Source organism: Serratia sp. H1w, from assembly GCF_000633355.1.
In the GTDB taxonomy this organism is placed as follows: domain Bacteria; phylum Pseudomonadota; class Gammaproteobacteria; order Enterobacterales; family Enterobacteriaceae; genus Chania.
In genome coordinates, this window is the sequence record NZ_AYMQ01000021.1 from 16,645 (window position 1) to 39,700 (window position 23,056).

Annotated in this window: 22 protein-coding genes; 16 read left to right on the forward strand and 6 right to left on the reverse strand. The window is 54.2% G+C overall.

The window, feature by feature from the left end; genetic code table 11:
• Positions 1-74: 74 nt before the first annotated feature.
• On the forward strand, positions 75-809 hold the full coding sequence (cysH, locus tag U869_RS0104020; RefSeq protein ID WP_025122029.1) for a phosphoadenosine phosphosulfate reductase: 735 nt from the start codon (positions 75-77) through the stop codon (positions 807-809).
• 180 nt (positions 810-989) lie between these two features.
• Here the strand turns inward: cysH and U869_RS0104025 are convergent, their stop codons facing one another.
• On the reverse strand, positions 990-2,072 hold the full coding sequence (locus U869_RS0104025; RefSeq protein ID WP_025122028.1) for an aminopeptidase: 1,083 nt from the start codon (positions 2,070-2,072) through the stop codon (positions 990-992).
• A 341-nt stretch (positions 2,073-2,413) separates the two neighbouring features.
• On the opposite strand from U869_RS0104025, the gene cysG reads away from it, so the two are divergent.
• The 5 genes from cysG to U869_RS0104050 all read left to right on the forward strand — a co-directional run bounded on the left by cysG (position 2,414) and on the right by U869_RS0104050 (position 7,251).
• Positions 2,414-3,844 carry a siroheme synthase CysG gene (gene cysG, locus U869_RS0104030; RefSeq protein WP_025122027.1) on the forward strand — a complete coding sequence of 477 codons (1,431 nt, stop codon included), beginning with the start codon at positions 2,414-2,416 and terminating at the stop codon, positions 3,842-3,844.
• A 9-nt stretch (positions 3,845-3,853) separates the two neighbouring features.
• Positions 3,854-4,762, forward strand: a complete 909-nt coding sequence (cysD, locus tag U869_RS0104035) for a sulfate adenylyltransferase subunit CysD (RefSeq protein WP_025122026.1) — start codon at positions 3,854-3,856, stop codon at positions 4,760-4,762.
• Between the two features lie 12 nt (positions 4,763-4,774).
• On the forward strand, positions 4,775-6,205 hold the full coding sequence (gene cysN / locus U869_RS0104040; protein WP_025122025.1) for a sulfate adenylyltransferase subunit CysN: 1,431 nt from the start codon (positions 4,775-4,777) through the stop codon (positions 6,203-6,205).
• The gene (gene cysC, locus U869_RS0104045; protein WP_029987911.1) at positions 6,201-6,824 is read left to right on the forward strand and encodes an adenylyl-sulfate kinase; all 624 of its coding nucleotides are present in this window, start codon (positions 6,201-6,203) and stop codon (positions 6,822-6,824) included. Before cysN ends, cysC begins: the two co-directional genes overlap by 5 nt.
• A 109-nt stretch (positions 6,825-6,933) precedes the next feature.
• Positions 6,934-7,251 carry a DUF3561 family protein gene (locus tag U869_RS0104050; protein ID WP_025122023.1) on the forward strand — a complete coding sequence of 106 codons (318 nt, stop codon included), beginning with the start codon at positions 6,934-6,936 and terminating at the stop codon, positions 7,249-7,251.
• 119 nt (positions 7,252-7,370) lie between these two features.
• Here the strand turns inward: U869_RS0104050 and U869_RS0104055 are convergent, their stop codons facing one another.
• The 3 genes from U869_RS0104055 to U869_RS0104065 all read right to left on the reverse strand — a co-directional run bounded on the left by U869_RS0104055 (position 7,371) and on the right by U869_RS0104065 (position 9,713).
• Positions 7,371-8,093, reverse strand: a complete 723-nt coding sequence (locus U869_RS0104055; RefSeq protein WP_025122022.1) for an amino acid ABC transporter ATP-binding protein — start codon at positions 8,091-8,093, stop codon at positions 7,371-7,373.
• A complete protein-coding gene (locus U869_RS0104060) occupies positions 8,077-8,844 on the reverse strand; it encodes an amino acid ABC transporter permease (protein WP_025122021.1) in 768 nt (255 codons plus the stop codon). Before U869_RS0104060 ends, U869_RS0104055 begins: the two co-directional genes overlap by 17 nt.
• 98 nt (positions 8,845-8,942) lie before the next feature.
• Positions 8,943-9,713, reverse strand: coding sequence for a basic amino acid ABC transporter substrate-binding protein (locus tag U869_RS0104065; protein ID WP_025122020.1), 771 nt, complete (start codon positions 9,711-9,713; stop codon positions 8,943-8,945).
• Positions 9,714-10,109: 396 nt separating this feature from the next.
• Between U869_RS0104065 and ftsB the strand changes: the two genes are divergently transcribed.
• The 8 genes from ftsB to rpoS all read left to right on the forward strand — a co-directional run bounded on the left by ftsB (position 10,110) and on the right by rpoS (position 16,725).
• The gene (ftsB, locus tag U869_RS0104070) at positions 10,110-10,430 is read left to right on the forward strand and encodes a cell division protein FtsB (RefSeq protein WP_024531004.1); all 321 of its coding nucleotides are present in this window, start codon (positions 10,110-10,112) and stop codon (positions 10,428-10,430) included.
• A gap of 3 nt (positions 10,431-10,433) precedes the next feature.
• A complete protein-coding gene (gene ispD / locus U869_RS0104075) occupies positions 10,434-11,141 on the forward strand; it encodes a 2-C-methyl-D-erythritol 4-phosphate cytidylyltransferase (RefSeq protein WP_025122019.1) in 708 nt (235 codons plus the stop codon).
• Between the two features lie 11 nt (positions 11,142-11,152).
• Entirely contained in the window at positions 11,153-11,626 is a 474-nt protein-coding gene (gene ispF, locus U869_RS0104080; RefSeq protein ID WP_021179414.1) for a 2-C-methyl-D-erythritol 2,4-cyclodiphosphate synthase, read from the forward strand.
• Between the two features lie 3 nt (positions 11,627-11,629).
• On the forward strand, positions 11,630-12,676 hold the full coding sequence (truD, locus tag U869_RS0104085; protein ID WP_025122018.1) for a tRNA pseudouridine(13) synthase TruD: 1,047 nt from the start codon (positions 11,630-11,632) through the stop codon (positions 12,674-12,676).
• A gap of 352 nt (positions 12,677-13,028) precedes the next feature.
• Positions 13,029-13,790 (forward strand): 5'/3'-nucleotidase SurE, encoded by a 762-nt coding sequence (surE, locus tag U869_RS0104090; RefSeq protein ID WP_025122017.1) that lies wholly within the window; start codon positions 13,029-13,031, stop codon positions 13,788-13,790.
• Positions 13,784-14,410, forward strand: a complete 627-nt coding sequence (locus tag U869_RS0104095; RefSeq protein ID WP_025122016.1) for a protein-L-isoaspartate(D-aspartate) O-methyltransferase — start codon at positions 13,784-13,786, stop codon at positions 14,408-14,410. The genes surE and U869_RS0104095 overlap by 7 nt, the downstream gene beginning before the upstream one ends.
• A gap of 275 nt (positions 14,411-14,685) precedes the next feature.
• Entirely contained in the window at positions 14,686-15,672 is a 987-nt protein-coding gene (nlpD, locus tag U869_RS0104100) for a murein hydrolase activator NlpD (protein WP_025122015.1), read from the forward strand.
• 54 nt (positions 15,673-15,726) lie between these two features.
• A complete protein-coding gene (gene rpoS, locus U869_RS0104105) occupies positions 15,727-16,725 on the forward strand; it encodes an RNA polymerase sigma factor RpoS (protein WP_025122014.1) in 999 nt (332 codons plus the stop codon).
• 235 nt (positions 16,726-16,960) lie between these two features.
• Here the strand turns inward: rpoS and mutS are convergent, their stop codons facing one another.
• Both mutS and U869_RS0104120 read right to left on the reverse strand, forming a co-directional pair.
• The gene (gene mutS, locus U869_RS0104110; RefSeq protein ID WP_025122013.1) at positions 16,961-19,516 is read right to left on the reverse strand and encodes a DNA mismatch repair protein MutS; all 2,556 of its coding nucleotides are present in this window, start codon (positions 19,514-19,516) and stop codon (positions 16,961-16,963) included.
• A gap of 507 nt (positions 19,517-20,023) precedes the next feature.
• Positions 20,024-20,671 carry a LuxR C-terminal-related transcriptional regulator gene (locus U869_RS0104120; protein WP_025122012.1) on the reverse strand — a complete coding sequence of 216 codons (648 nt, stop codon included), beginning with the start codon at positions 20,669-20,671 and terminating at the stop codon, positions 20,024-20,026.
• A gap of 816 nt (positions 20,672-21,487) precedes the next feature.
• Here U869_RS0104120 and U869_RS0104125 point away from each other — a divergent pair.
• Together U869_RS0104125 and U869_RS29185 are read left to right on the forward strand one after the other, a co-directional pair.
• On the forward strand, positions 21,488-22,054 hold the full coding sequence (locus U869_RS0104125; RefSeq protein ID WP_025122011.1) for a LuxR C-terminal-related transcriptional regulator: 567 nt from the start codon (positions 21,488-21,490) through the stop codon (positions 22,052-22,054).
• A gap of 586 nt (positions 22,055-22,640) precedes the next feature.
• Positions 22,641-23,056: hypothetical protein (locus U869_RS29185; RefSeq protein WP_037408757.1), on the forward strand; the 416-nt coding region annotated here is incomplete at its 3' end.

Below are 23,056 nucleotides of genomic sequence, written 5' to 3' on the forward strand. Positions count from 1 at the left end.
CCTCTCCCTTTGGGAGAGGGGTAGGGTTAGGGTGAGGGGAATGGGTAAACTCTTCATTTTCAGGAGATCGCATCATGGCTGAATGGGATCTGGCGGCGCTGAACGCGTTACCAAAATCCGGGCAGGCGCTGGCATTGGCGGTCGTTAACGGCCAGCTGGAACAGCTTTCGGCGCAAGACAGAGTCGCCTGGGCGCTGGAACATCTGCCGGGGGAATTTGTGCTTTCCTCCAGCTTTGGTATTCAGGCGGCGGTGTGTCTGCATCTGGTCACGCGCATCAAGCCGGATATCCCGGTGATCCTGACCGATACCGGCTATCTGTTCCCGGAAACCTACCAGTTTATCGATCAACTGGCCGACCAGCTGAACCTGAACCTACAGGTATTCCGCGCCGAGCATTCACCGGCCTGGCAAGAGGCGCGCTACGGCAAGCTGTGGGAGCAGGGCGTTGAGGGGATTGAGCAGTACAACCAGATCAACAAGGTTGAGCCGATGAACCGCGCGCTGGAAACGCTGGGGGCCCAAACCTGGTTTGCTGGCCTGCGTCGTGAGCAATCGGGCAGCCGTGCCAACCTGCCAGTGCTGGCGGTGCAGCGTGGGGTGTTCAAGATCCTGCCGATTATCGACTGGGATAACCGCCAGATTTATCAGTATCTGACCGAACATGGGCTGAGCTACCACCCGCTGTGGGATCAGGGCTACCTGTCGGTGGGCGATACCCACACTACCCGTAAATGGGAAGAGGGCATGAGCGAAGAGGAGACCCGCTTCTTCGGTCTGAAGCGCGAGTGTGGCTTGCACGAAGGGTGATGGCTGACAGCGGCTCTGAACCAACTCCCTCTCCCTAAATCAGCGTTCATTAGGTTCGCTGTCTGTACATTGGGAGAGGGGCTGTAACTCACAAATGGGCGCAGCATGCGGCGCCCCTACGGTCGAATATATTCGTCACCAACCCACTCGGCAACGTTGTCACTTTGCCATTAATCTGGATTATTTCTTCTTTTTCTTCTTCGGCTCTGGGGCTGGATGCGCCTGCACCAGCTCTTTCACCAGCGGTAACAGGATCCGTACGCTGTCACGGCTGCGTTTATCAATCCGCCCTGGCAGATGGGTTTCCAGGTATTGCAGATTGTCGAATTGCGGACGATGCCAGGTGATCCCCTGCGGGAAGCTCGGGCTGACGATACGCTGCTGATAGCCGTCCTTATCCCCCAGCGACCAGTTGGTAGCCTCTACCGCCATCACCGGAATTTTGGCCTCATCAAAGATAATCTGATCGGAACAGCAGCCGGTGCCTTTGGGGAACCCTTTGCTACCTGGATTGATGGCCGCTTCGATACCATAACGGTGGGCGATATTCAGCGCCCGATCGCGAGATCTGGCTATCACCTCCGGCTCGGTGTTGCGTCCTGAATGGAAATAGAGGCGATCGCCGGTGATCAGGCTGTCGAGGTTAATCACCAGCAGCGTGTTGTTGCGTTCATCCTGCGTCATACGGCCGAGGTAATTTTTCGCCCCCACCGATTTGAGTTCTTCACCGCTCATGGCCACAAAACGCAGGCTATAGGTGGTAGGGATGTTTTTCAGCCGGTTGGCCAACTCCAGCATCACGCCCACGCCAGAGGCGTTGTCGTCGACCCCTTGCAGCGTCAGGCCACCGAGATTGTTGTCCACCTCATGGTCGCTAAGCGGGGTATAGGTATCGAAGTGCGCCATGATGATCACCTGCTGGGGGCGTTCACCTTTTTTGGTGGCAATCACCGAACTGACGCTGATTTTGCGCCAATTTTCACTGCCGTCTTTGTTGGTGTAGAGATAACGGGCGTCAAAGGTACGGGTGTCAGCCGGGTAGCCCATTTCGGTAAACTGTTGTTTCAGATAATCGGCGGCCAATAGTTCTGCCGGGCTGCCCGCCATGCGGCCGGGGAAGTAGGTGGCAATGTGACGTATCTGGCTGGCGGCGAACTGGCCCATCGGGGCGTCTTTTACGGGTTTGGTAGCGGCCGAAACGCTTACAGCACTGCCGAGAGCGACTAACAACAGCCCAGCTCTCAGGCACAAGCGGGAAAACATACCGAAAAATCCTTCTTTAACAGCGGTGATGCCGATTATTTTTACGGTAGTCAGTATGGGACGCTACGGGCGATAAGACAATTTCTTCGCGTCCTATTTTTGTCTGAGATGCACACCGCGACTAATTACGTTTAGGCGGCGAACATGTTCGCTCCCTACAAATTTGGCAACATTGTCACTTTGTCATCAATCTCATCTTCGTTGCTAACGCTTCCTTTCGTTAGACCTCGGCTCAGCCTGCCTTATTCCATTTAAGAACATCTCATGCCTTTTCGTCATTTCAGGGGGCAAATCGCACGCCGTATAGTCACCCTATCAATTTGTTATATGAAAAGGCCGTTGTGGACTATCTACCAATATTTGCCGACCTGAAACAACGCCCGGTGCTGGTGGTGGGCGGCGGCGAAGTGGCTGCACGCAAAGTCGACCTTCTGCTACGTGCAGGGGCCGAAGTGCGGATCGTGGCGCAGGCGCTCTCAACTGAGCTGGAACAGCAACATCAGCAAGGGCAAGTTGGCTGGCTAGCGCAAAGCTTTGTGCCGCAACAGTTGGACGACGTCTTTCTGGTGATTGCCGCTACCGACGATAGCGCGCTGAACGCCGAGGTCTATGCCGAAGCGGATAAGCGCCACGTGCTGGCTAACGTGGTGGACGATCAACCGCGCTGCTCCTTTATCTTCCCGTCGATTATCGATCGCTCACCGTTGGTGGTGGCCGTGTCATCCAGCGGCCAGGCACCGGTATTGGCGCGGATGCTGCGTGAGAAGCTGGAAGCCCTGCTGCCTACCAGTTTGGGGCCGATGGCGGCACTGGCTGGTGGGTTGCGTGGCAAAGTGAAACAACAGCTGGCTTCCATGGGGGCCAGACGGCGTTTCTGGGAGCAGGCGTTCAATGGCCGCTTTGCTACGCTGGTGGCGAATGGGCAGGCAGAGCAGGCACAACAGCAGTTGGAGCAGGATTTAACGGCTTTTGCGCAGGGTGATGAGGGTAAGCAAGGTGAGATCGCGCTGGTCGGGGCAGGCCCGGGCGATGTCGGCTTGTTAACCTTACGCGGGTTGCAGGTTATGCAGCAGGCCGACGTGGTGCTTTACGATCACCTGGTGAGCGAAGAGACGCTGGATTTGGTGCGTCGCGACGCTGAACGTATCTGCGTGGGCAAACGCGCCGGTGCGCACTCGGTGATCCAGGAAGAGACCAATCGGCTGCTGGTGGAACTGGCGCAGCAGGGGAAACGGGTAGTGCGGTTAAAAGGCGGCGATCCCTTTATCTTTGGCCGGGGTGGCGAAGAGTTACAGGTGGCCGCCGCTGCCGGGATCCCTTTCCAGGTGGTGCCGGGTGTGACCGCCGCTGCTGGGGCTACGGCCTATGCCGGTATTCCACTGACGCATCGCGATCACGCGCAGAGCGTCACCTTTATTACCGGCCATTGTCGTGACGATGAAGACGGCCTGGATTGGCCCGCTCTGGCGCGGGCGCGTCAAACATTGGCGATCTACATGGGCACCATGAAGGCGGCGGATATCAGCCGTAACCTGATCGCCTATGGTCGTGACGCCGAGACACCAGTAGCGGTGATCAGCCGGGGGACGCGGGCCGATCAACAGGTGCAGACCGGCACCCTGCAACAGCTGGAACAATTAACTCGGCAGGCACCGTTACCGGCGCTGCTGGTGATCGGTGAAGTGGTGGAATTACATCATCAAATCGCCTGGTTTGGGCATCAATCGCAGACGGCAGTGGCAGCGCGCCCGGCCGTCGTGAATTTGGCTTAAGGATCTGTTATGGACCAAAAACGACTCACCCATTTGCGGCAATTGGAGGCGGAGAGCATCCATATTATCCGTGAAGTGGCCGCCGAATTCGGCAATCCGGTGATGCTCTATTCCATCGGTAAAGACTCCTCGGTGATGCTGCATCTGGCACGCAAGGCGTTCTACCCGGGCACGCTGCCGTTCCCGCTGCTGCATGTGGATACCGGCTGGAAATTCCGCGAAATGTATCAATTCCGCGATCGTACCGCCAAAGAGTACGGTTTCGAGCTGCTGACCCACAAAAACCCGGAAGGGGTGGCAATGGGCATTAACCCGTTCGTCCACGGCAGCGCCAAGCATACCGATATCATGAAAACCGAAGGCCTCAAGCAAGCGCTGAACAAGTACGGTTTTGACGCGGCCTTTGGTGGCGCGCGTCGCGATGAAGAGAAATCCCGCGCCAAAGAGCGGATCTACTCGTTCCGCGATCGCTTCCACCGCTGGGATCCGAAAAACCAGCGCCCGGAGCTGTGGCACAACTATAACGGCCAGATTAACAAGGGCGAGAGCATCCGCGTGTTCCCGCTGTCAAACTGGACCGAACTGGATATTTGGCAATACATCTTCCTGGAGAAGATCGACATCGTTCCGCTTTATCTGGCCAAACCGCGCCCGGTGGTAGAACGTGACGGCATGTTGATGATGGTGGATGACGATCGTATCGATCTGCAACCGGGCGAAGTGATCAGCCAGCGTATGGTGCGCTTCCGTACCCTCGGCTGCTGGCCGTTGACCGGTGCGGTGGATTCTTCTGCGCAGACGCTGCCGGAGATCATCGAGGAAATGCTGGTCTCCACCACCAGTGAGCGTCAGGGCCGCATGATCGACCGCGATCAGTCCGGTTCGATGGAGCTGAAAAAGCGCCAAGGGTATTTCTAAGGAGCCGCCGGAATGAACAACGTTATTGCACAACAAATCGCTGAACAGGGCGGGGTAGAGGCTTACCTGCACGCGCAGCAGCACAAGAGCCTGCTACGGTTTCTGACCTGTGGCAGCGTGGACGACGGCAAAAGTACCCTGATCGGCCGTTTGCTGCACGATACCCGCCAGATCTACGAAGATCAGCTGTCTACCTTGCATACCGACAGCAAACGCATCGGTACCCAAGGGGAGAAGCTCGATCTGGCCTTGCTGGTGGATGGTCTGCAAGCGGAGCGCGAACAGGGCATTACCATCGATGTGGCCTACCGCTATTTCTCGACCGAAAAGCGCAAGTTCATCATTGCCGACACGCCGGGACATGAGCAGTACACCCGCAATATGGCTACCGGTGCGTCGACTTGCGATCTGGCGATCCTGCTGATCGATGCACGCAAGGGTGTGCTGGATCAGACCCGTCGTCATAGTTTTATCGCCACGCTGCTCGGCATTCGCCATCTGGTGGTCGCGGTGAACAAAATGGATCTGGTGGATTACAGTCAGGCGGTGTTTGAACAGTTCAAAGAAGATTATCTGACCTTCGCCCAGCAACTGCCCAATGACCTGGAGATCAAATTTGTGCCGTTGTCGGCGCTGGATGGTGACAACGTTGCCAGCCAGAGCGCACAGATGCCTTGGTACAGCGGCCCAACGCTGCTGGAAGTGTTGGAAACGGTGGATGTTATCAGTGAACGTGAACACCAGCCGCTGCGCTTCCCGGTGCAATACGTCAACCGCCCGAATCTCGACTTCCGTGGTTATGCAGGGACGTTGTCTGCCGGTGTGGTTCGCGTGGGCCAGCGCATCAAGGTGCTGCCATCCGGCGTTGAGTCCACCGTGGCACGCATCGTGACCTTCGATGGCGATCTGCCAGAGGCCGGGCCGGGTGAAGCAATTACGCTGGTACTGAAAGACGAAGTCGACATCAGCCGGGGTGACCTGCTGGTAGACGCCAGCGAAACCCTACAGGCGACGCAAAGCGCCTTGGCAGACGTGGTATGGATGGCGGAGCAGCCGTTGTTGCCTGGCCAGAGCTATGACATCAAGGTGGCTGGCAAGAAAACCCGCGCCCGCATTGAGAGCATCCGCCATCAGGTGGAAATCAACTCGCTGGCGCAGCATCAGGCCGACGTGTTGCCATTAAACGGTATCGGGCTGGTGGAACTGACCTTCGACGAACCGTTGGTGCTCGACAGCTATCAACAGAATCATGATACCGGTGGCCTGATCTTTATCGATCGTTTAACTAACGTCACGGTTGGTGCAGGGTTGATCCGCGAGGCCCTGCAGCAGGATAATCCGGCAGCGGCGGGGGATTTCAGTGCCTTTGAACTGGAGCTGAACGCCTTGGTACGCAAGCATTTCCCACACTGGGGTGCGCGTGACTTGCTCAAGGGGAATTAACGTGGCCGAGGCTGAGTTAGCGAAGGATGAAAACGTGGTATGGCACCCGCATGCGGTAACGCGTGCGGAGCGCGAAACGGCCAACGGCCATCAGGGCGTGGTGCTGTGGTTTACCGGCCTGTCTGGCTCCGGGAAATCGACCGTGGCTGGCGCACTGGAGCAGGCTCTACATCAACTGGGGGTCAGCACCTACCTGTTGGATGGTGACAATGTGCGCCACGGCCTGTGCCGCGATCTGGGGTTTTCTGACGACGATCGGCGCGAGAATATTCGCCGGGTCGGTGAAGTCGCCAAGCTGATGGTGGATGCCGGGCTGGTGGTGTTGACGGCATTTATCTCACCGCATCGTATTGAGCGGCAGATGGTGCGGGAAATGCTGGCCGAGGGGCAGTTCATCGAAGTGTTTGTCGATACCCCGTTGGCAATTTGCGAGGCTCGCGATCCAAAAGGATTGTACAAGAAGGCCCGTGCGGGTGAACTGCGTAATTTCACCGGTATTGACTCGGTTTATGAGGCACCGGAACGGCCAGATATACGGCTTGATGGTGAACAATTGGTAACAAATTTGACTGAGCAATTGTTAGACGTGCTGCGTGGTAAGGCTATTATCAAACCCTGAATTCGATAAAGGCGTGTGGCGTGGTCAGCCATGCGCTTTTTAGCCTAAGCCCGCCGCAGAGCGAGCCTCATGCCCATGTGGATCCATTGGGTATCAACCAGGTAACGCTATGCAAAACGCTACACCCTTATTGATTGATACGCAGCTCGAGCCCGAGGAGCCCTCTTATTCGTTTCTGGGGGCAACCAGCGGTTTCGTTTTCTACTGGCTGGCATTCACCGTACCTTTTATGGTTTACGGCTCTAACACCCTGTTTTTCCTTCTCTATACCTGGCCGTTTTTCCTGGCTTTAATGCCGGCATCAGTCCTGGTAGGCATCGTCTTCAGCATGGTGCTGCGTGGGCGTCTGATCCTCACGCTGTTGCTGACCGGTGTCGCCGTCATCTGCCTGTTCTGGTTGGTGTTCAGCTTTCTGAGTGGTTGGTAGAGACGCCCTTAACGGGAAGCGGCGGGCGCAGCATGCGGCGCCCCTACACACTAGCCCTTTGGGAGAGGGCTGGGGTGAGGGGAGCCAGACGCCGATAGATGTCTAAACCGTGCGGAAGGTTACAAAACTTTGCTTAAGAATGCCTGCGTGCGCGGGTTGGTCGGGTTAGTGAAGATGTGCTCCGGAGTGCCTTCTTCCTGAATAATCCCCTGATCGATAAACAGCACCCGGTCGGCCACTTCGCGGGCAAAGCCCATTTCATGGGTAACTACCACCATCGTCATGCCTTCCAGGGCCAGCGCTTTCATTACCGCCAACACTTCACCGACCAACTCCGGATCCAGCGCCGAGGTAGGCTCATCAAACAGCATGATTTGCGGCTCCATCGCCAGTGCACGGGCAATGGCGACACGCTGTTGCTGCCCACCGGACAGGCTGCTCGGATAGGCATCGATCTTGTCCAGCAGGCCCACTTTATTCAGTAGTACCTCGGCACGCTCAATGGCCTCGCTGCGCGACAGTTTTTTCACTCCCATCGGCGCCATGATGATGTTTTCCAACACCGTCATATGCGGGAACAGGTTAAAACGTTGGAAAACCATGCCCACGCTTTCACGCATTTTGTTCAGATCGGTCTTCTGGTCGTGAATGGCGAAGCCATTGACGTCGATCTCGCCGCCGGAGAGCGTCTCCAGCGCGTTGATACAGCGTAGGAAGGTGCTTTTACCAGAACCGGAGGGGCCGATAATGCACACTACTTCTTTTGGCGCGATCTGGCAGGAGATACCGCGCAGCACGTGGCTTTCGCCAAATTGTTTTTGCAGATTATGTACGCGAATCACTTTTACCGAACCTTTTTTCCATGTGTTGCACCATCAGCGAGAGCAGGAAGGTGATGACCCAATAGATCACTGAAATCGTCAGATAGGGTTCCCAGTAGGTGGCGTATGCGCCGGAAACGGTACGCGCGGCATAGGCCAGATCTGCCAGACCGATAGCGGAGGCCAGGGAAGAATCCTTGACGATGGCGATGGCGTTATTGCCGAGCGGTGGCAGCATGCGGCGAAAGGCCTGCGGCAGGATCACCTTACGCATGGTTTTGCCGTAGCCCATCCCCAACGAGCGTGAAGCCTCCATTTGGCCGCGATCGATCGACTGAATACCGGCACGGAAGATCTCCGAGACGTAAGCACCGGCATTGAGCGTGATAGCGACCACGCACGACAGGAAGGCACCGTAATCGGAACGTAATGCGCGGGCGAAGTCGACGCTCATCAACCCGTTGCTGACCAGCAGGCCGTCGCGCGGGTTGATAAACAGCGGCACCAGCGCGAAGTGAACCACCATGATTTGCACAAACAGCGGCGTGCCCCGGAAGGCGCTGATGTAGATACGCACCGGCCATTGCACGCAATAGTGCAGGATCGGTTTCCAGATGCCATGCGGAGCCTGAGCCAGGCGGCCTAACCCGAGGATCAGTCCCCAGGTGGTGCCCAGGATCACGCAGATGATGGTACATTTGATGGTCATCCAGGCACCCTCCATAAACAACGGAGCGTATTCCTCAATGATCTCCCAACGGAATGCTGACAAAATTTAATCCTTACGGTGGTAGTGCGAACTTGCATGTTATTTATGGATGACGGGCTCAGCATGCAGAGCCCCTACATACACCCAGCTCCGGCGCTGGTTTATTCCGCTGGCAGCGTAGGGACGTTGCTGTCGAACCAGGTCTGGTAGATTTTGGCGTAGGTGCCATCGGCGACGATCTTCTTCAGGCCGCTGTTGATCTTGTTACGCAGCTCATCGTTGCCTTTGGCCACCGCGATGCCGAAATACTGGCGCTCAAACTTGCTGTCAGAGACCAGTTTGAACTCTTTGTCCGGGTGGGTCTTGATGTAAAACTTGGCCACGCCAACGTCGCCGACCGCTGCGCCAATGCCGTCTTCATACAGCTCTTGCAGCAGTAATGGGGTGTTATCAAAGCGCTTGATGGCGGTGCTGTTTTTACCCAATACGTCGGAAACCACGATGTCGCCGGTGCTGGAGTTCACTACGCCCACTTTCAGGTTTTTCAGTGCGTCGATGGAATCAACTTTAGAGTCTTTCGGCACCACGATAGCCTGCTCGGCCGGGAAGTATGGCGCAGAGAAGTCGACCATCTGCTTGCGCTTGTCGGTAATGGTAATGCCGGAAATGATGATGTCACGGTCGCCGGAGTTCAGGGTAGCAAAGATGCCTTCCCACGGCGTATTCACCAGTTTCACCTGGAAACCTTCCGCTTTGGCGACGGCCTTGATCACATCGATATCGAAGCCTTCCAGCTCTTTATTGCTGTTTTCGAATTCAAACGGGCGATAGGTACCGCCGGAGCCGACCACATACGTCGGTTCTGCGGCAAAGGAAGAGGCGGAAAAAGTGGCCGCCAGGCAGGCGCCAATCAGCACGAGACGTTTTAACATGGTCGATCCCCGATAAGTTGTGTAAAGGTTATACATTGGATTTATTTATGCACTTTAGATGCATAAAAATAAACTTACATGAATAAAAACACAACCCCTACCTGATGATGAAAATACTAATAGTGTAAAATATGAATAATTATTTAAAAGTTGGCTGAAATGTCGGTGAAAAGACCATCCATCCAGTTATTCTTACTGCATACTGACTTGGGTGGTACTGATGTGTGCACATTGTAGGGGCGCAGCATGCTGCGCCCCTTAGCTTTCAGGTGACAATTGGCTGCTAAACTCAGGAAATTCTCGTTTTGCTCGACTGTCGCCGCTGAAAAGCCGCTCCTGCTGTGGAGTCGAATGGAAAGTTGTGGGATGATTAAGCGCTTTTTTTAGGGGGCGGAGATGGGAAAACTGACGCTGTTATTGCTGGCGCTGCTTGGCTGGTTACAGTATTCACTGTGGCTGGGGAAGAATGGTATTCACGATTATGTACGGGTCAATGATGACGTTGTGGCTCAGCAGAGCAACAATGCCAAACTAAAAGCGCGTAACGATCAGCTGTTTGCCGAAATTGACGACCTGAACGGCGGTCAGGAAGCGATAGAAGAACGTGCACGTAATGAACTGGGCATGATCAAGCCCGGTGAGACTTTCTATCGTCTGGTTCCTGAACCTTCCGGGCGCAACGCGGCATCTGCCACACAGAACAACCCACCGAAGTAACGCATGAATTCATCCGTAGGCTCCTCCCCTCAGGTGATCGCCGTCCTGCCCGCTGCCGGTATTGGCAGCCGTATGCAGGCGGATTGCCCGAAGCAGTATTTAACCATCGGTCACCAAACCATTCTGGAACACGCCATCCACGCTTTGTTGCGCCATCCGCGTATTAACCAGGTGATCGTGGCAATCAGTCCTGAAGACCAACAGTTTAAAACGCTACCGATAGCTCAGGATCCACGAGTGCTAGTCGCCGAAGGTGGGCAACAGCGCGCCGACTCGGTGCTGGCCGGGCTGCAATTGGCAGGCAACGCGCATTGGGTGCTGGTACACGACGCCGCCCGCCCTTGCCTGCATCCTGACGATCTGGAGCGTTTGCTGGCCATCACGGCACACACCAAGGTCGGAGGCATTCTTGCCGCGCCGGTGCGTGATACCATGAAGCGGGCGCAAGTAGGCCAAAACGTCATTGCGCACACCGTTGAGCGCCAGGATCTGTGGCATGCGTTGACGCCACAGCTGTTCCCACTGGAACTGCTCAAGATCTGCCTGCAACGCGCCCTGGATGAAGGGGCGGATGTTACCGACGAGGCCTCGGCGCTGGAGCATTGCGGCTACCATCCGCTGCTGGTAACGGGGCGTTCGGACAATATTAAAGTGACGCGGCCAGAGGATTTGGCGCTGGCGGCGTTCTATTTGACTCAGTTGAACAACTAAAGGAGCGCATCATGCGTATCGGTCACGGTTTTGATGTCCATAAATTTGGCGGCGAAGGGCCGTTGGTGATCGGCGGTGTTCGCATTCCTTATGAAAAAGGACTGCTGGCTCACTCCGACGGCGATGTGGCGCTGCATGCGGCTACCGATGCCTTGCTAGGGGCGGCGGCGTTGGGCGATATCGGCAAACTGTTCCCGGACACCGATCCGGCCTTTAAAGGGGCGGACAGCCGCGAACTGCTGCGCGAAGCCTGGAAACGCATTCGTGCCAAGGGCTATCGTCTGGGGAATCTGGATGTCACCATCATTGCGCAGGCACCGAAGATGGCACCACACATTCCTCAGATGCGCATCTTCCTGGCGGAAGATCTGCAATGCCATATGGATGACGTGAACGTCAAAGCGACCACCACCGAACAGCTGGGCTTTACCGGCCGTGGCGAAGGGATTGCCTGCGAAGCGGTTGCCCTGTTGATCAAGGAATAACCGATGGACATGGCCAATCTGACCTGGCTGCACGGCAAGCCTGCGGCGACCGGCGTGCTGAAAGCCAACCCGGAAGACTTTGTAGTGGTTGAGGATCTGGGCTTCACGCCAGACGGCGAAGGTGAGCACCTGTTGGTGAACATCCGCAAGAACGGCTGTAACACCCAGTTCGTGGCCGATTATCTGGCAAAATTTGCCGGTATTCATGCCCGTTCGGTCAGCTATGCCGGTTTGAAAGATCGTCATGCCGTGACCGAGCAGTGGTTCTGTCTGCATCTGCCGGGCAAAGAATCACCCGACCTTAGCCAGTTTGCGTTGGAAGGCTGTGAAGTGTTACAGGCCGCTCGCCACTTGCGTAAGCTGCGCATCGGCACGCTGAAGGGGAACGAATTCACCCTGGTGCTTCGCCAAATCAGCGATCGCCAGGAAGTAGAACAACGTTTAGAGGCCATTGCGGCAGGCGGTGTGCCGAACTACTTTGGCAGCCAACGCTTTGGCCGTGGCGGCAATAACCTGACGATGGCGCGCCGCTGGGCCAACGATGAGATCCGCGTGAAGGAACGTAGCAAACGCAGCTTCTACCTGTCTGCCAGCCGCAGCGCGTTGTTCAACCTGATCGCCAGCCAGCGTCTGGCTAACCAACAGCAGCAAACGGTGCTGGAAGGGGATGCGTTGCAGCTTGCCGGGCGTGGTAGCTGGTTTGTTGCCAAAGCGGAAGAACTCCCAGATCTGCAACAGCGTTTGGATGCGGGTGAACTGATGATCACCGCGCCGTTGCCGGGAGATGGTGAGCCGGGTACTGCTGGGGAAGCGCTGGAGTTCGAACAAAGTTGTCTGGTGCAACAGCCGGAATTAATGAGCTTGTTAAAGCGCGAGCGCGTAGATCCTGCACGCCGGGCTTTGTTACTACAGCCGCAAAATCTCCAGTGGACCTGGTGGGATGACGTCACTGTGGAACTGCGCTTCTGGTTACCGGCCGGTAGTTTTGCCACCAGCGTGGTGCGTGAAATTATGCAATTGGCAGGCAGTGACGCGGAGATTTCTGAATAACAGTTTGCAGGGGCGCAGGCAACGCCCCGATCTATCTACACACCATCTACCCAATAGTTGGAATAGCGAAAACCGCCCCCAGATAGCTAGCCTTCGCCCCTCCAGCCCTGTTTGCCACGGGTTAGGGGTGATTTAGTGCCTGTTGAATTGTATAGTAGAGCGCAGTGCAGGCCGTGTTGGCCAATGCTATCAATGGCAGCGAGGTTGGCCTCGCTGTACTACGCTAGTCAGAATGGCTACTACGACAGGTTGGGCTTACTATTGAAAATATCATTAAAAACAGAATCATATAGCAAGAACAGCCAAGGCCTGTGTGTTATCGCTATCTGCAAGAAAGTCGTTTAACTGCAACATGAGAATACTCCTGAGTAATGATGACGGCGTGAGCGCCCCTGGCATCCAGATGCTGGCGGCTGTGCTGCGTCAGTTTGCCGAAGTGCAAGTGGTGGCCCCCGATCGTAACCGCAGTGGCTCCTCCAATGCGTTAACTTTGGATGCGCCGTTGCGTACGCTGACATTACCTAATGGTGATATTGCGGTACAGCAGGGGACTCCGACAGACTGCGTCTACCTTGGCGTCAATGCGTTGATGCGGCCAGCGCCAGATATCGTGGTATCTGGTATCAACGCCGGGCCCAATCTGGGTGATGACGTAATCTATTCCGGCACGGTCGCTGCCGCGATGGAAGGCCGCCATTTAGGCCTACCCGCGCTGGCCGTATCGCTCAATGGCCATCAACACTATGAGACAGCGGCGGCCATCACCTGCCGTATCTTGCATGCTTTGCAACGCGAGCCGCTGCGTACTGGCAAAATTCTGAATATTAACGTGCCCGATTTACCCCTGGCAGAGATTAAAGGGATACGCGTCACCCGCTGCGGTAGCCGGCACCCTGCTGATAAAGTCTTTAGCCAGCCGGATCCACGTGGTCAGACCCTGTATTGGATTGGGCCGCCGGGTGATAAATTCGATGTTGGCCCAGATACGGACTTTGCCGCCGTGGAGCAGGGCTACGTATCGGTGACGCCATTGCAGGTGGATTTGACCGCCTACGGGGCGCAAGATGTGTTATCAACATGGTTAACCAAAGCAGAGGTTAGCGGGGAATGGTGAACAAACGCATACAAACGCTGCTGGCACAGCTGCGCCAGCAGGGGATCAGGGACGAACGGCTGCTCAAGGCAATCGAAAACGTACCGCGTGAGCGTTTTGTTGATGAGGCTTTTGCCCATAAAGCCTATGAGAACACGGCGCTGCCGATTGGTTCGGGGCAGACGATTTCTCAACCCTATATCGTGGCGCGCATGACCGAGTTGCTGAACCTGCAGCCGACTTCACGCGTGCTGGAAATTGGCACCGGCTCGGGTTATCAGACCGCGATCCTGGCGCATATGGTGCAGCATGTCTGCTCGGTTGAACGTATCAAAGGGCTGCAATGGCAGGCCAAGCGCCGCCTTAAGCAACTTGATCTGCACAATGTTTCGACCCGCCATGGTGACGGTTGGCAAGGTTGGGGCTCGCGCGGGCCTTTTGATGCGATCATCGTGACGGCTGCGCCGCAGGAGATCCCGCAGGCATTGATGCAACAGTTGGATGACGGCGGCATTCTGGTATTGCCAGTGGGCGAACAGGCTCAGGTACTGCAATGCATTCAGCGGCGGGGCGATGAGTTTGCCATCAATACTGTTGAGGCGGTGCGTTTCGTTCCTTTGGTGAAGGGCGAGCTGGCTTAGCCTGTGCCAAACCAGTGACGAATAAATGGGTGGAATAATATTAATTTCCAGCAGAATTGTTCCACTATGTAGTTGTCTTATAGCGTGATCGTGCGAATGTGGCTAGCATTGGCACCACGGTTTTTTAGCTCCCTGGCGGGAGATCCTCTGATATTCAGGGATCGGCCGGGGAAACCTTGCGTTGTGGGACTGAGAGAAGGCTAAAGCTCGGCTACGATGTATAGGCTATTTTTTGATATTGCTGTCATGGGGGAAGCATGAGCACGGGAAGCCCAATGAGTTCTTTACGCCGAGTTGCGGTGTGTACGATGTTAAGTGTGTGGTTGGTTGGTTGTTCTGATAAAAATTCTACTTCGGCACCTATCAGCAGTGTCGGCGGTGGCGGAGCCGCTGCATCGGCTAATGCCAATGCCGGTGGTAACAACGCATCGCAGGGGCGTATTGTTTACAACCGTAGCTATAACGCGATCCCCAAAGGGAGCTACAGCGGTGGTAACACCTATAACGTCAAGCGTGGTGACACGCTGTTCTACATTGCCTGGATCACCGGTAACGATTTCCGTGACCTGGCCCAACGCAACAATATTCCAGAGCCGTACAGCCTGGAAGTAGGCCAAACCCTGCAACTGGGTGGCAGTGCGGGTAGCGGCAGTGGTGGGATGTTGGCCGGTGGAAATGGCACTGTGTCAAAACCACCATCCAGTGCTCAGATACAAACTGCAACGGTTGATTCTCAATCAACGAACGCGTATTCTGATAACTCGAGTAAACAGAATGTAGGTAAAATGTTACCTGCAGCAGGGGCCGTTGTGGCAGGCTCAGCCGCCGCCCCTGTTACCGCACCAGCCGCTACGCCACCGGCGAGCAGCACCGTCAGCAACAGTGCCCCAGTTAGCAGCTGGAAATGGCCAACTGACGGTAAGATCATCGATAACTTCTCCTCATCGGAAGGTGGGAACAAAGGCGTCGATATCTCTGGTTCCCGTGGGCAGCCGATTGTCGCTACCGCCGATGGCCGTGTAGTGTACGCAGGCAACGCTTTACGGGGTTACGGTAATCTAATCATCATCAAACACAACGATGATTACTTGAGTGCCTACGCCCATAACGACACCATGCTGGTCCGGGAACAACAAGAAGTTAAGGCGGGGCAGAAAATAGCAACGATGGGAAGCACCGGAACCAGTTCAGTACGTTTGCATTTCGAGATTCGTTACAAGGGGAAATCCGTAAACCCGCTGCGTTATCTTCCGCAGCGATAGATTGGGCAGAATGCGCTGTATTCTGCTCGCGGTATCACGGGTAGGAGCCGCTTTATGAGCCAAAATACGCTGAAAGTTAACGAGTTACATGACGATGCAGATTTCGATGAGAACGCCATGGAGGCTGAGTCATTTGATGAAAAAACGCAGGTAGAAGAAGAGACCAGCGAAAATGACTCGGCGGAAGACGAACTGTTGTCTCAAGGTGTTACCCAACGCGTATTGGATGCAACGCAGCTCTATCTGGGCGAAATCGGTTACTCCCCTCTGCTGACCGCAGAGGAAGAAGTTTATTTTGCGCGGCGTGCACTGCGCGGAGACGTGCCGTCCCGCCGCCGCATGATAGAAAGTAACCTGAGGCTGGTAGTGAAAATTGCCCGCCGTTATAGCAATCGCGGCCTGGCGCTGCTGGATCTGATCGAAGAGGGTAACCTTGGTCTGATCCGTGCGGTGGAAAAGTTTGACCCAGAACGCGGTTTCCGTTTTTCCACCTATGCGACCTGGTGGATCCGCCAGACGATTGAACGGGCGATCATGAACCAAACCCGTACCATTCGTTTGCCGATCCATATCGTCAAAGAGCTGAATGTTTACTTGCGCACCGCGCGTGAGCTTTCTCACAAACTGGATCATGAACCCAGCGCTGAAGAGATTGCGGAGCAACTCGACAAACCGGTTGATGATGTCAGCCGTATGCTGCGCCTGAACGAACGTATCACGTCTGTCGATACGCCGTTGGGCGGGGATTCAGAGAAAGCCCTGTTGGACATTCTGACCGACGAGAAAGACAACGGGCCTGAAGACACCACGCAAGACGATGATATGAAACAGAGCATCGTCAAATGGCTGTTCGAATTGAACGCCAAACAGCGTGAAGTGTTGGCTCGCCGTTTCGGCCTGTTAGGCTATGAAGCGGCTACGCTGGAAGATGTTGGCCGTGAAATTGGCCTGACACGTGAGCGTGTTCGTCAGATCCAGGTTGAAGGCTTACGCCGCCTGCGTGAAATTCTGCAAATGCAGGGCCTGAGTATTGAGGCGCTGTTCCGCGAATAAACGCGTTAACGCGATAAAATAGAAACGGTGAGCATGGTTGATGCTCACCGTTTTTTTATGCCTGCTATCCCACTCACCCCAACCCAAAGGGGCTGTCCTGCGTAGGGGCGCTGCATGCTGCGCCCGTGTCAAGGTCAGATGCGGGAGTCAAATTATGGCACGTTCTGTCCCCTCGCCCTTTGGGAGAGGGTTAGGGTGAGGGGACAAGCGCTAAGGTTTACGTAACGAAACAGCCTCAGACCAGGCTTTTCAACCGGTAGATCCACTCCAACGCCTGGCGTGGTGATAGGGAATCCGGATCCAGCGTTTCCAACGCCTCAACCGCTGGTGAGACTTCCTCGTTCAGCAACGTCATCTGGGTCGCATCCACTGAGCCTGCCGCCGTCTGACTGGAGAGGCTTTCCAGTTCACGCAACTTCTGGCGCGCACGCTTGATCACATCACGCGGCACACCGGCCAGTGCCGCTACCGCCAAGCCGTAGCTCTTGCTGGCAGCGCCATCTTGCACGCTATGCATAAAGGCGATGGTATCACCGTGCTCCAGCGCATCCAGATGCACGTTGACCACGCCTTCCATTTTCTCTGGCAAGGTGGTCAGCTCAAAGTAATGGGTGGCAAATAGCGTCATGGCCTTGATGCGGTTGGCCAGGTTTTCGGCGCAGGCCCAAGCCAGAGATAGCCCGTCGTAGGTAGAAGTGCCACGGCCAATCTCGTCCATCAACACCAGGCTGTTTTCCGTGGCGTTATGCAGGATATTGGCGGTCTCGGTCATCTCTACCATAAAGGTCGAGCGGCCAGAGGCCAAATCATCTGCTGCCCCCACACGGGTGAAGATACGATCCACCGGCCCGATGGTGGCTTTTGCTGCTGGTACATAGCTGCCGATATGGGCCAACAGCACGATCAGGGCCGTTTGCCGCATATAGGTACTTTTACCACCCATATTCGGGCCGGTAATGATCAACATACGGCGCTGTGGCGAGAGGGAAACCGGGTTGGCAATAAAGGGTTCTTTCAACACCTGTTCCACGACCGGGTGGCGGCCATCGATAATACGGATGCCGGGCTGCTCGCTGATGGTCGGGCAGGCGTAGTTCAGCGTTTCTGCACGTTCTGCCAGGTTGGCCAAGACGTCCAGCTCGGCCAGTGCTCCAGCGCTCTGTTGTAGCTGTTCAAGGTGCGGTAGCAGCAGATCGAACAGCTCATCATACAACCCTTTTTCGATTGCCAAGGCTTTCCCTTTTGAGGTCAGCACCTTGTCTTCATACTCTTTCAGTTCAGGAATGATGTAGCGTTCCGCATTCTTAAGCGTTTGGCGGCGTACATAGTGGATCGGCACCAGATGGCTCTGGCCACGGCTGACCTGAATATAGTAACCATGCACACCGTTGAAACCGACCTTCAGCGTATCGAGGCCCAGTTTTTCGCGCTCGCGGATCTCCAGACGATCCAGGTAATCGGTGGCACCGTCGGCCAGTGCCCGCCATTCATCCAGCTCTTCGTTATAGCCCGGGGCAATCACACCGCCATCACGGACCAGCACCGGCGGGGCCTCCACAATGGCGCGCTCCAGCAGTGCCTGTAATTCATCAAACTGGCCGACTTGTGACAGCAGTTTTTGCATCTGAGGCGCTGCGGCGTTTTCCAGTTGCGCGCGGATATCCGGCAACTGTTGGAAGGCGTGGCGCATACGAGCCAGATCGCGTGGGCGAGCCGTGCGCAGTGCCAGACGGGCAAGAATACGTTCCAGATCGCCAACCTGGCGCAGTGGCTGCTGTAGGTCGCTGCTGATTGGCTGCAATGCGGCAATGGCCTGTTGGCGGTTGTTCAGCACCTGAACGTCGCGGGTGGGCATATGCAGCCAACGCTTGAGCATGCGGCTACCCATCGGGGTCACGGTACGATCCAGGATCGCGGCCAGGGTATTTTCACTGCCGCCGGACAGGCTTTGGGTGATTTCCAGGTTACGGCGGGTAGCCGCATCCATAATGATGCCGTCTTGCTGACGTTCCATGGTGAGGCCACGGATATGCGGCAGCGAGGTACGCTGGGTATCTTTGACATATTGCAGCAGGCAGCCCGCGGCACGCAGCGCCTGATGGGCCTGCTCGACGCCAAAGCCGCTCAGATCGCGGGTGCCAAACTGCAGGTTCAACTGCTGGCGTGCGGTATCCAGCTCAAACTCCCACAACGGGCGACGGCGTAGGCCATGGCGCTGTTCGATCAGGGTCATCTGCTCGAAGTTTTCCGGGTACAGCAGTTCCGCTGGATTGGTACGTTGCAGCTCGGCGGCCATGGTTTCGAGATCTTCTGGCTGGGCAACGCGGAAGCGGCCGGAGCTGAGATCCAGCGTGGCGTAGCCAAAGCCGCGGCCATCCTGCCAGATGGCCGCCAACAGGTTGTCCTGGCGCTCTTGCAGCAGGGCTTCATCGGTGATGGTGCCTGGGGTGACGATGCGCACCACTTTACGCTCTACCGGGCCTTTGCTGGTGGCCGGATCGCCAATCTGCTCGCAGATCGCGGCCGATTCGCCAAGCTGTACCAGCTTGGCGAGATAGTTTTCCACTGCATGATGGGGCACCCCCGCCATTGGGATGGGTTCACCCGCTGAGGCACCGCGTTTGGTCAGTGAGATATCCAACAGCTGAGAGGCACGTTTGGCATCGTCATAGAACAGCTCGTAGAAATCCCCCATCCGATAAAACAATAAGATCTCCGGATGCTGCGCCTTAAGGCGCAGGTATTGCTGCATCATCGGGGTGTGCGAATCGAGTATTGCGGTATTAGTCATAACGTTACCGTTTCCAATCCATTGAATTCAAAGTTGATTGTGATCTTTGTTGTCATCATTAGGTATCACGTCGCCTCATTAAAAATTGCCAAAACGTTCAGGATGAGCAAAAAAACAGGCTGCTCAAATAAATCAATCGGTTGGTCAAAGGATCGAGCATATATGACCGGCAAACAGGCTGGCAAACCTTTGCTGCTCAAAGCCTGCGTAATGACGAGATCGGCGGATAAAAACCAGGCCAAAATCGGCAAGATCCGAGGCTGATGTGCCACGGGCCGCCAGGATCTTTTTCAGCCGCTATACTAGCCCAGCAGGCAACGGGCTGTCACAGCCAAAAATTGGAAGCACTACGCAAACTGGATATTTAATGGCCGAACGGGGGTTGTCATCGCACAAATAAATCAGAAATGAAGGGGCGGTCGCGGCACGGGAAGAAGTAACGCGGTGGCTAATAAGAGAAGACAACAGGAAGTCCCAAACGATAGATTTTATCCGTATTGCTGCCGTTTACAGTCCTCTAACCGGCTTTGCCCAAGTACTCGGTGGCTGACATGCCAGATGGGATGCACCACCCAGTTCCATCCACCGATACAACTCCTGATGGCTCTTGACGCACAGTTTACGCATGGCATTACGCATATAGATGTTGACGGTCTTGCCCTTGATGCCTAGACACCCGGCTGTGTCGTGCCCGCTCATGCCGATTGCCAGATACTTCAGCACCTCTGTTTCCCTGAATGTCAGCGACGAGGCACAGTGGCATTTTCCTACCGAAGGCGAACGTTTTCCATCCTGTGGAGATAACACGTTGTCGAGCAGGGCATCAATTGCCTGTATCGGCTGATGGCGGTACAACGTGCCGGCACCGCATTCATTCAAAGGAGTGTGGGCTACAGGCCCACTGCGTTCCCGATCCCTGATGAAAAATACGTGTGGGGTGCAGCCTTGCTGGTATAGCCCATACAGCCAGGGAGGGCAGGCGGAACTGTTACCTAGAAAAATAATATCCACGCCGCTGGTTGCGATGTCATCCCTGTTAACCAGCTGCAAGGACACCTCCCGTGAATGGCAGAATGCTTTTAGCCCGAGGGAAAGTCCATGCGCAAAGAAGCGATCACGCTCGGCGATTAAAATGGCAATGGTGTGCTTGCTCATGGTGCCTCCTTGCGAGCATGAATGGCCCTCCATCCGTCCTTTATGCTATAAGTTGTTCAAGTGTATAATTTAGAACAGCGTATATTGACTCTGAAAGGTTGGCGGATCTTATATATAACGATCTCAATAGTCAGCGATTAACGAGTGAAACCGTTCTTTTTATGAATAGAAAAATCAAAGCTTAAAAATAAGCTTTGATTCGGTTAGGTATTCTGATGGTTATTTAATGGCTGGGTCATTTCTGAATACCTTGACGTTATGATAGGACCGTTCATGGCTGGTTTAAATGGGACTTTTCTCTTTATTTTCTCTCGTTGTCTTATAATTAGCGATGTTGCCAAATAAATGCAGGTATAAGCGATTATAAAATATAAGAAAGATCTCCATTACTTTTTTTAGGGTTATTATCAGAAATAAAATTGATTGACGATAATTCTTTTATAAGAATATACTGATAAAGCTGGGTGGTAAAGGGTGTGGTATTATTATGGATATACCAGGGTAAGGTGATGAAATTGGTTTGCTTTGCATGGAACAAGTAGATAAAAGGTGAAACGATGGTGTGAACGGGTGATGTATCACCTCAAATGCTACAGTCGTAACAGGCTTTTTTTTCCAACAAAAAGAGCATAAAGCTCAGTAAAAGGATGCTGCGCTTGCATCAATCTGCCTGAAGTTAATTGTGGTTTGCTCTGCCCATTGTATTAGAACCTGGATATCTACTAAAGACGATATTTGGTCGTCAGCTATTGGCGATCATAAAATCTGCACGTTCCAATATGGATGGATTATTTTTACCAGGAGGTAAGTATTCCAATGATTCTAATAGATTCGAATTATTCCTGTGCCTTAAGCAAAATAACCTTTCAATCGATCGTCGAATCCTTAAGGCGTGGGCCAACGCCTGCCTTGCATTTTAACGAAGGATCAATCGCCTTTGTTGATGGCGACTCTGCTAATATTTACAGCGTAGTCAAGTCGGTGTATGAATTACGTAAGAGCAGCAAGGTGGTTTATATGGTGACGTTGCTGTCAAAAGGTAAGGATTGCTCCTCTGTCATCAGGCATCTTTCCGATTACGTGGTGGATAAAAAAATCACCTATGACGAGCTGGATAGGTTGATCCGAAACATGATTGCGACCAAACCCAAGGTATTGGCGGATAATGTGTTTGGCGATGTTTGGGGCGATATTCTGAAGTCTTCCCAAAAAGAGTACCTGGTGTTGAAACTGTTGCTGGACGGCCACAGTCAATACCAGATAGCCAAGATGTTAAATCTATCGATAAAAACCATCAGCGGATATAAGGTCAAGGCGATCAAAAGGCATGGAGCCAGAAACTTCAATGAACTCTATATGCTAAAGCTAAATAATAATGCTTAACATCAGCTGATAGGCCAGGTGTCTGCGTTGGAGCCTTTCCTGCTGGGAGGGGAGGTGTTTCACTTCCCCCGTACTCATGGGCAACATTCGCACTTTGCCAACGGCAATGAAGATACACCTTAATCAACACATATATCCATGTCAACACTATGGTTTTATCCGAGAAGCAGGGTGAAATTTCGTGTCGCATATCGGCAATGCTGTCGGTAAGGTTAAGCAAGATAATGACTTTAGCGCTTTCTGTCACTCACGTCGGGTGGCCATTATCTACATTAAATTACGTTAAATGATTAAAAATTAGCATTAAAACCTATAAATAACGCATTTGTAGTTATAAGTAACTGTGTGATAACTTTTTCTGTAACTTAAGCCTCAGATTGATGCGGGGCGCGGTTAGCGGGCTTTTGTTCTGACAGGCGCAACTTCAATCATCAGCGGTAACGCTAAGTTCAGAACCAGGCAGACAACGGTAAACCCCAATCAGGGTTTGACCTCTGACGTCGATGAGCAACGAGGACGGTTATTCTGGATAGCCTTGGCCTGGTATTTCGCAAAATGAAAGTATTATCTTTGCAGGAAGTCGCCAATGTTTTTATTTGACACTAATTACCCTTGTCCTTTGAGTAAAGTCGCTTTCGCTTCAATGATTGAGGTTTTAAATTCGGAGCAACAGCCCAGCTTGCATTATCATAATCGCTGCGTAGCCTTTGTTGACGGCGACTCAACCGATGTGCACAACACCATAAAACAGATCTATGACCTGCGAAAGGGGAATAAGGATGTTTACGTGATTACTCTGCTTTCTAAAGATAAAGAATGCTCTGCAGTCATTAAGCATCTATCCGATTTTGTGGTGGATAAAAAAATCGCCTTTGCCGATCTACAAAGTCTGGTCAGAGTGATGGGGGCGGCAGAACCCAAGGCGCTGGCAGATAATATTTTTGGCGATATTTGGGGGGAGATTCTGAAGACATCGCAGAAAGTGTCAATACCGATTGAATT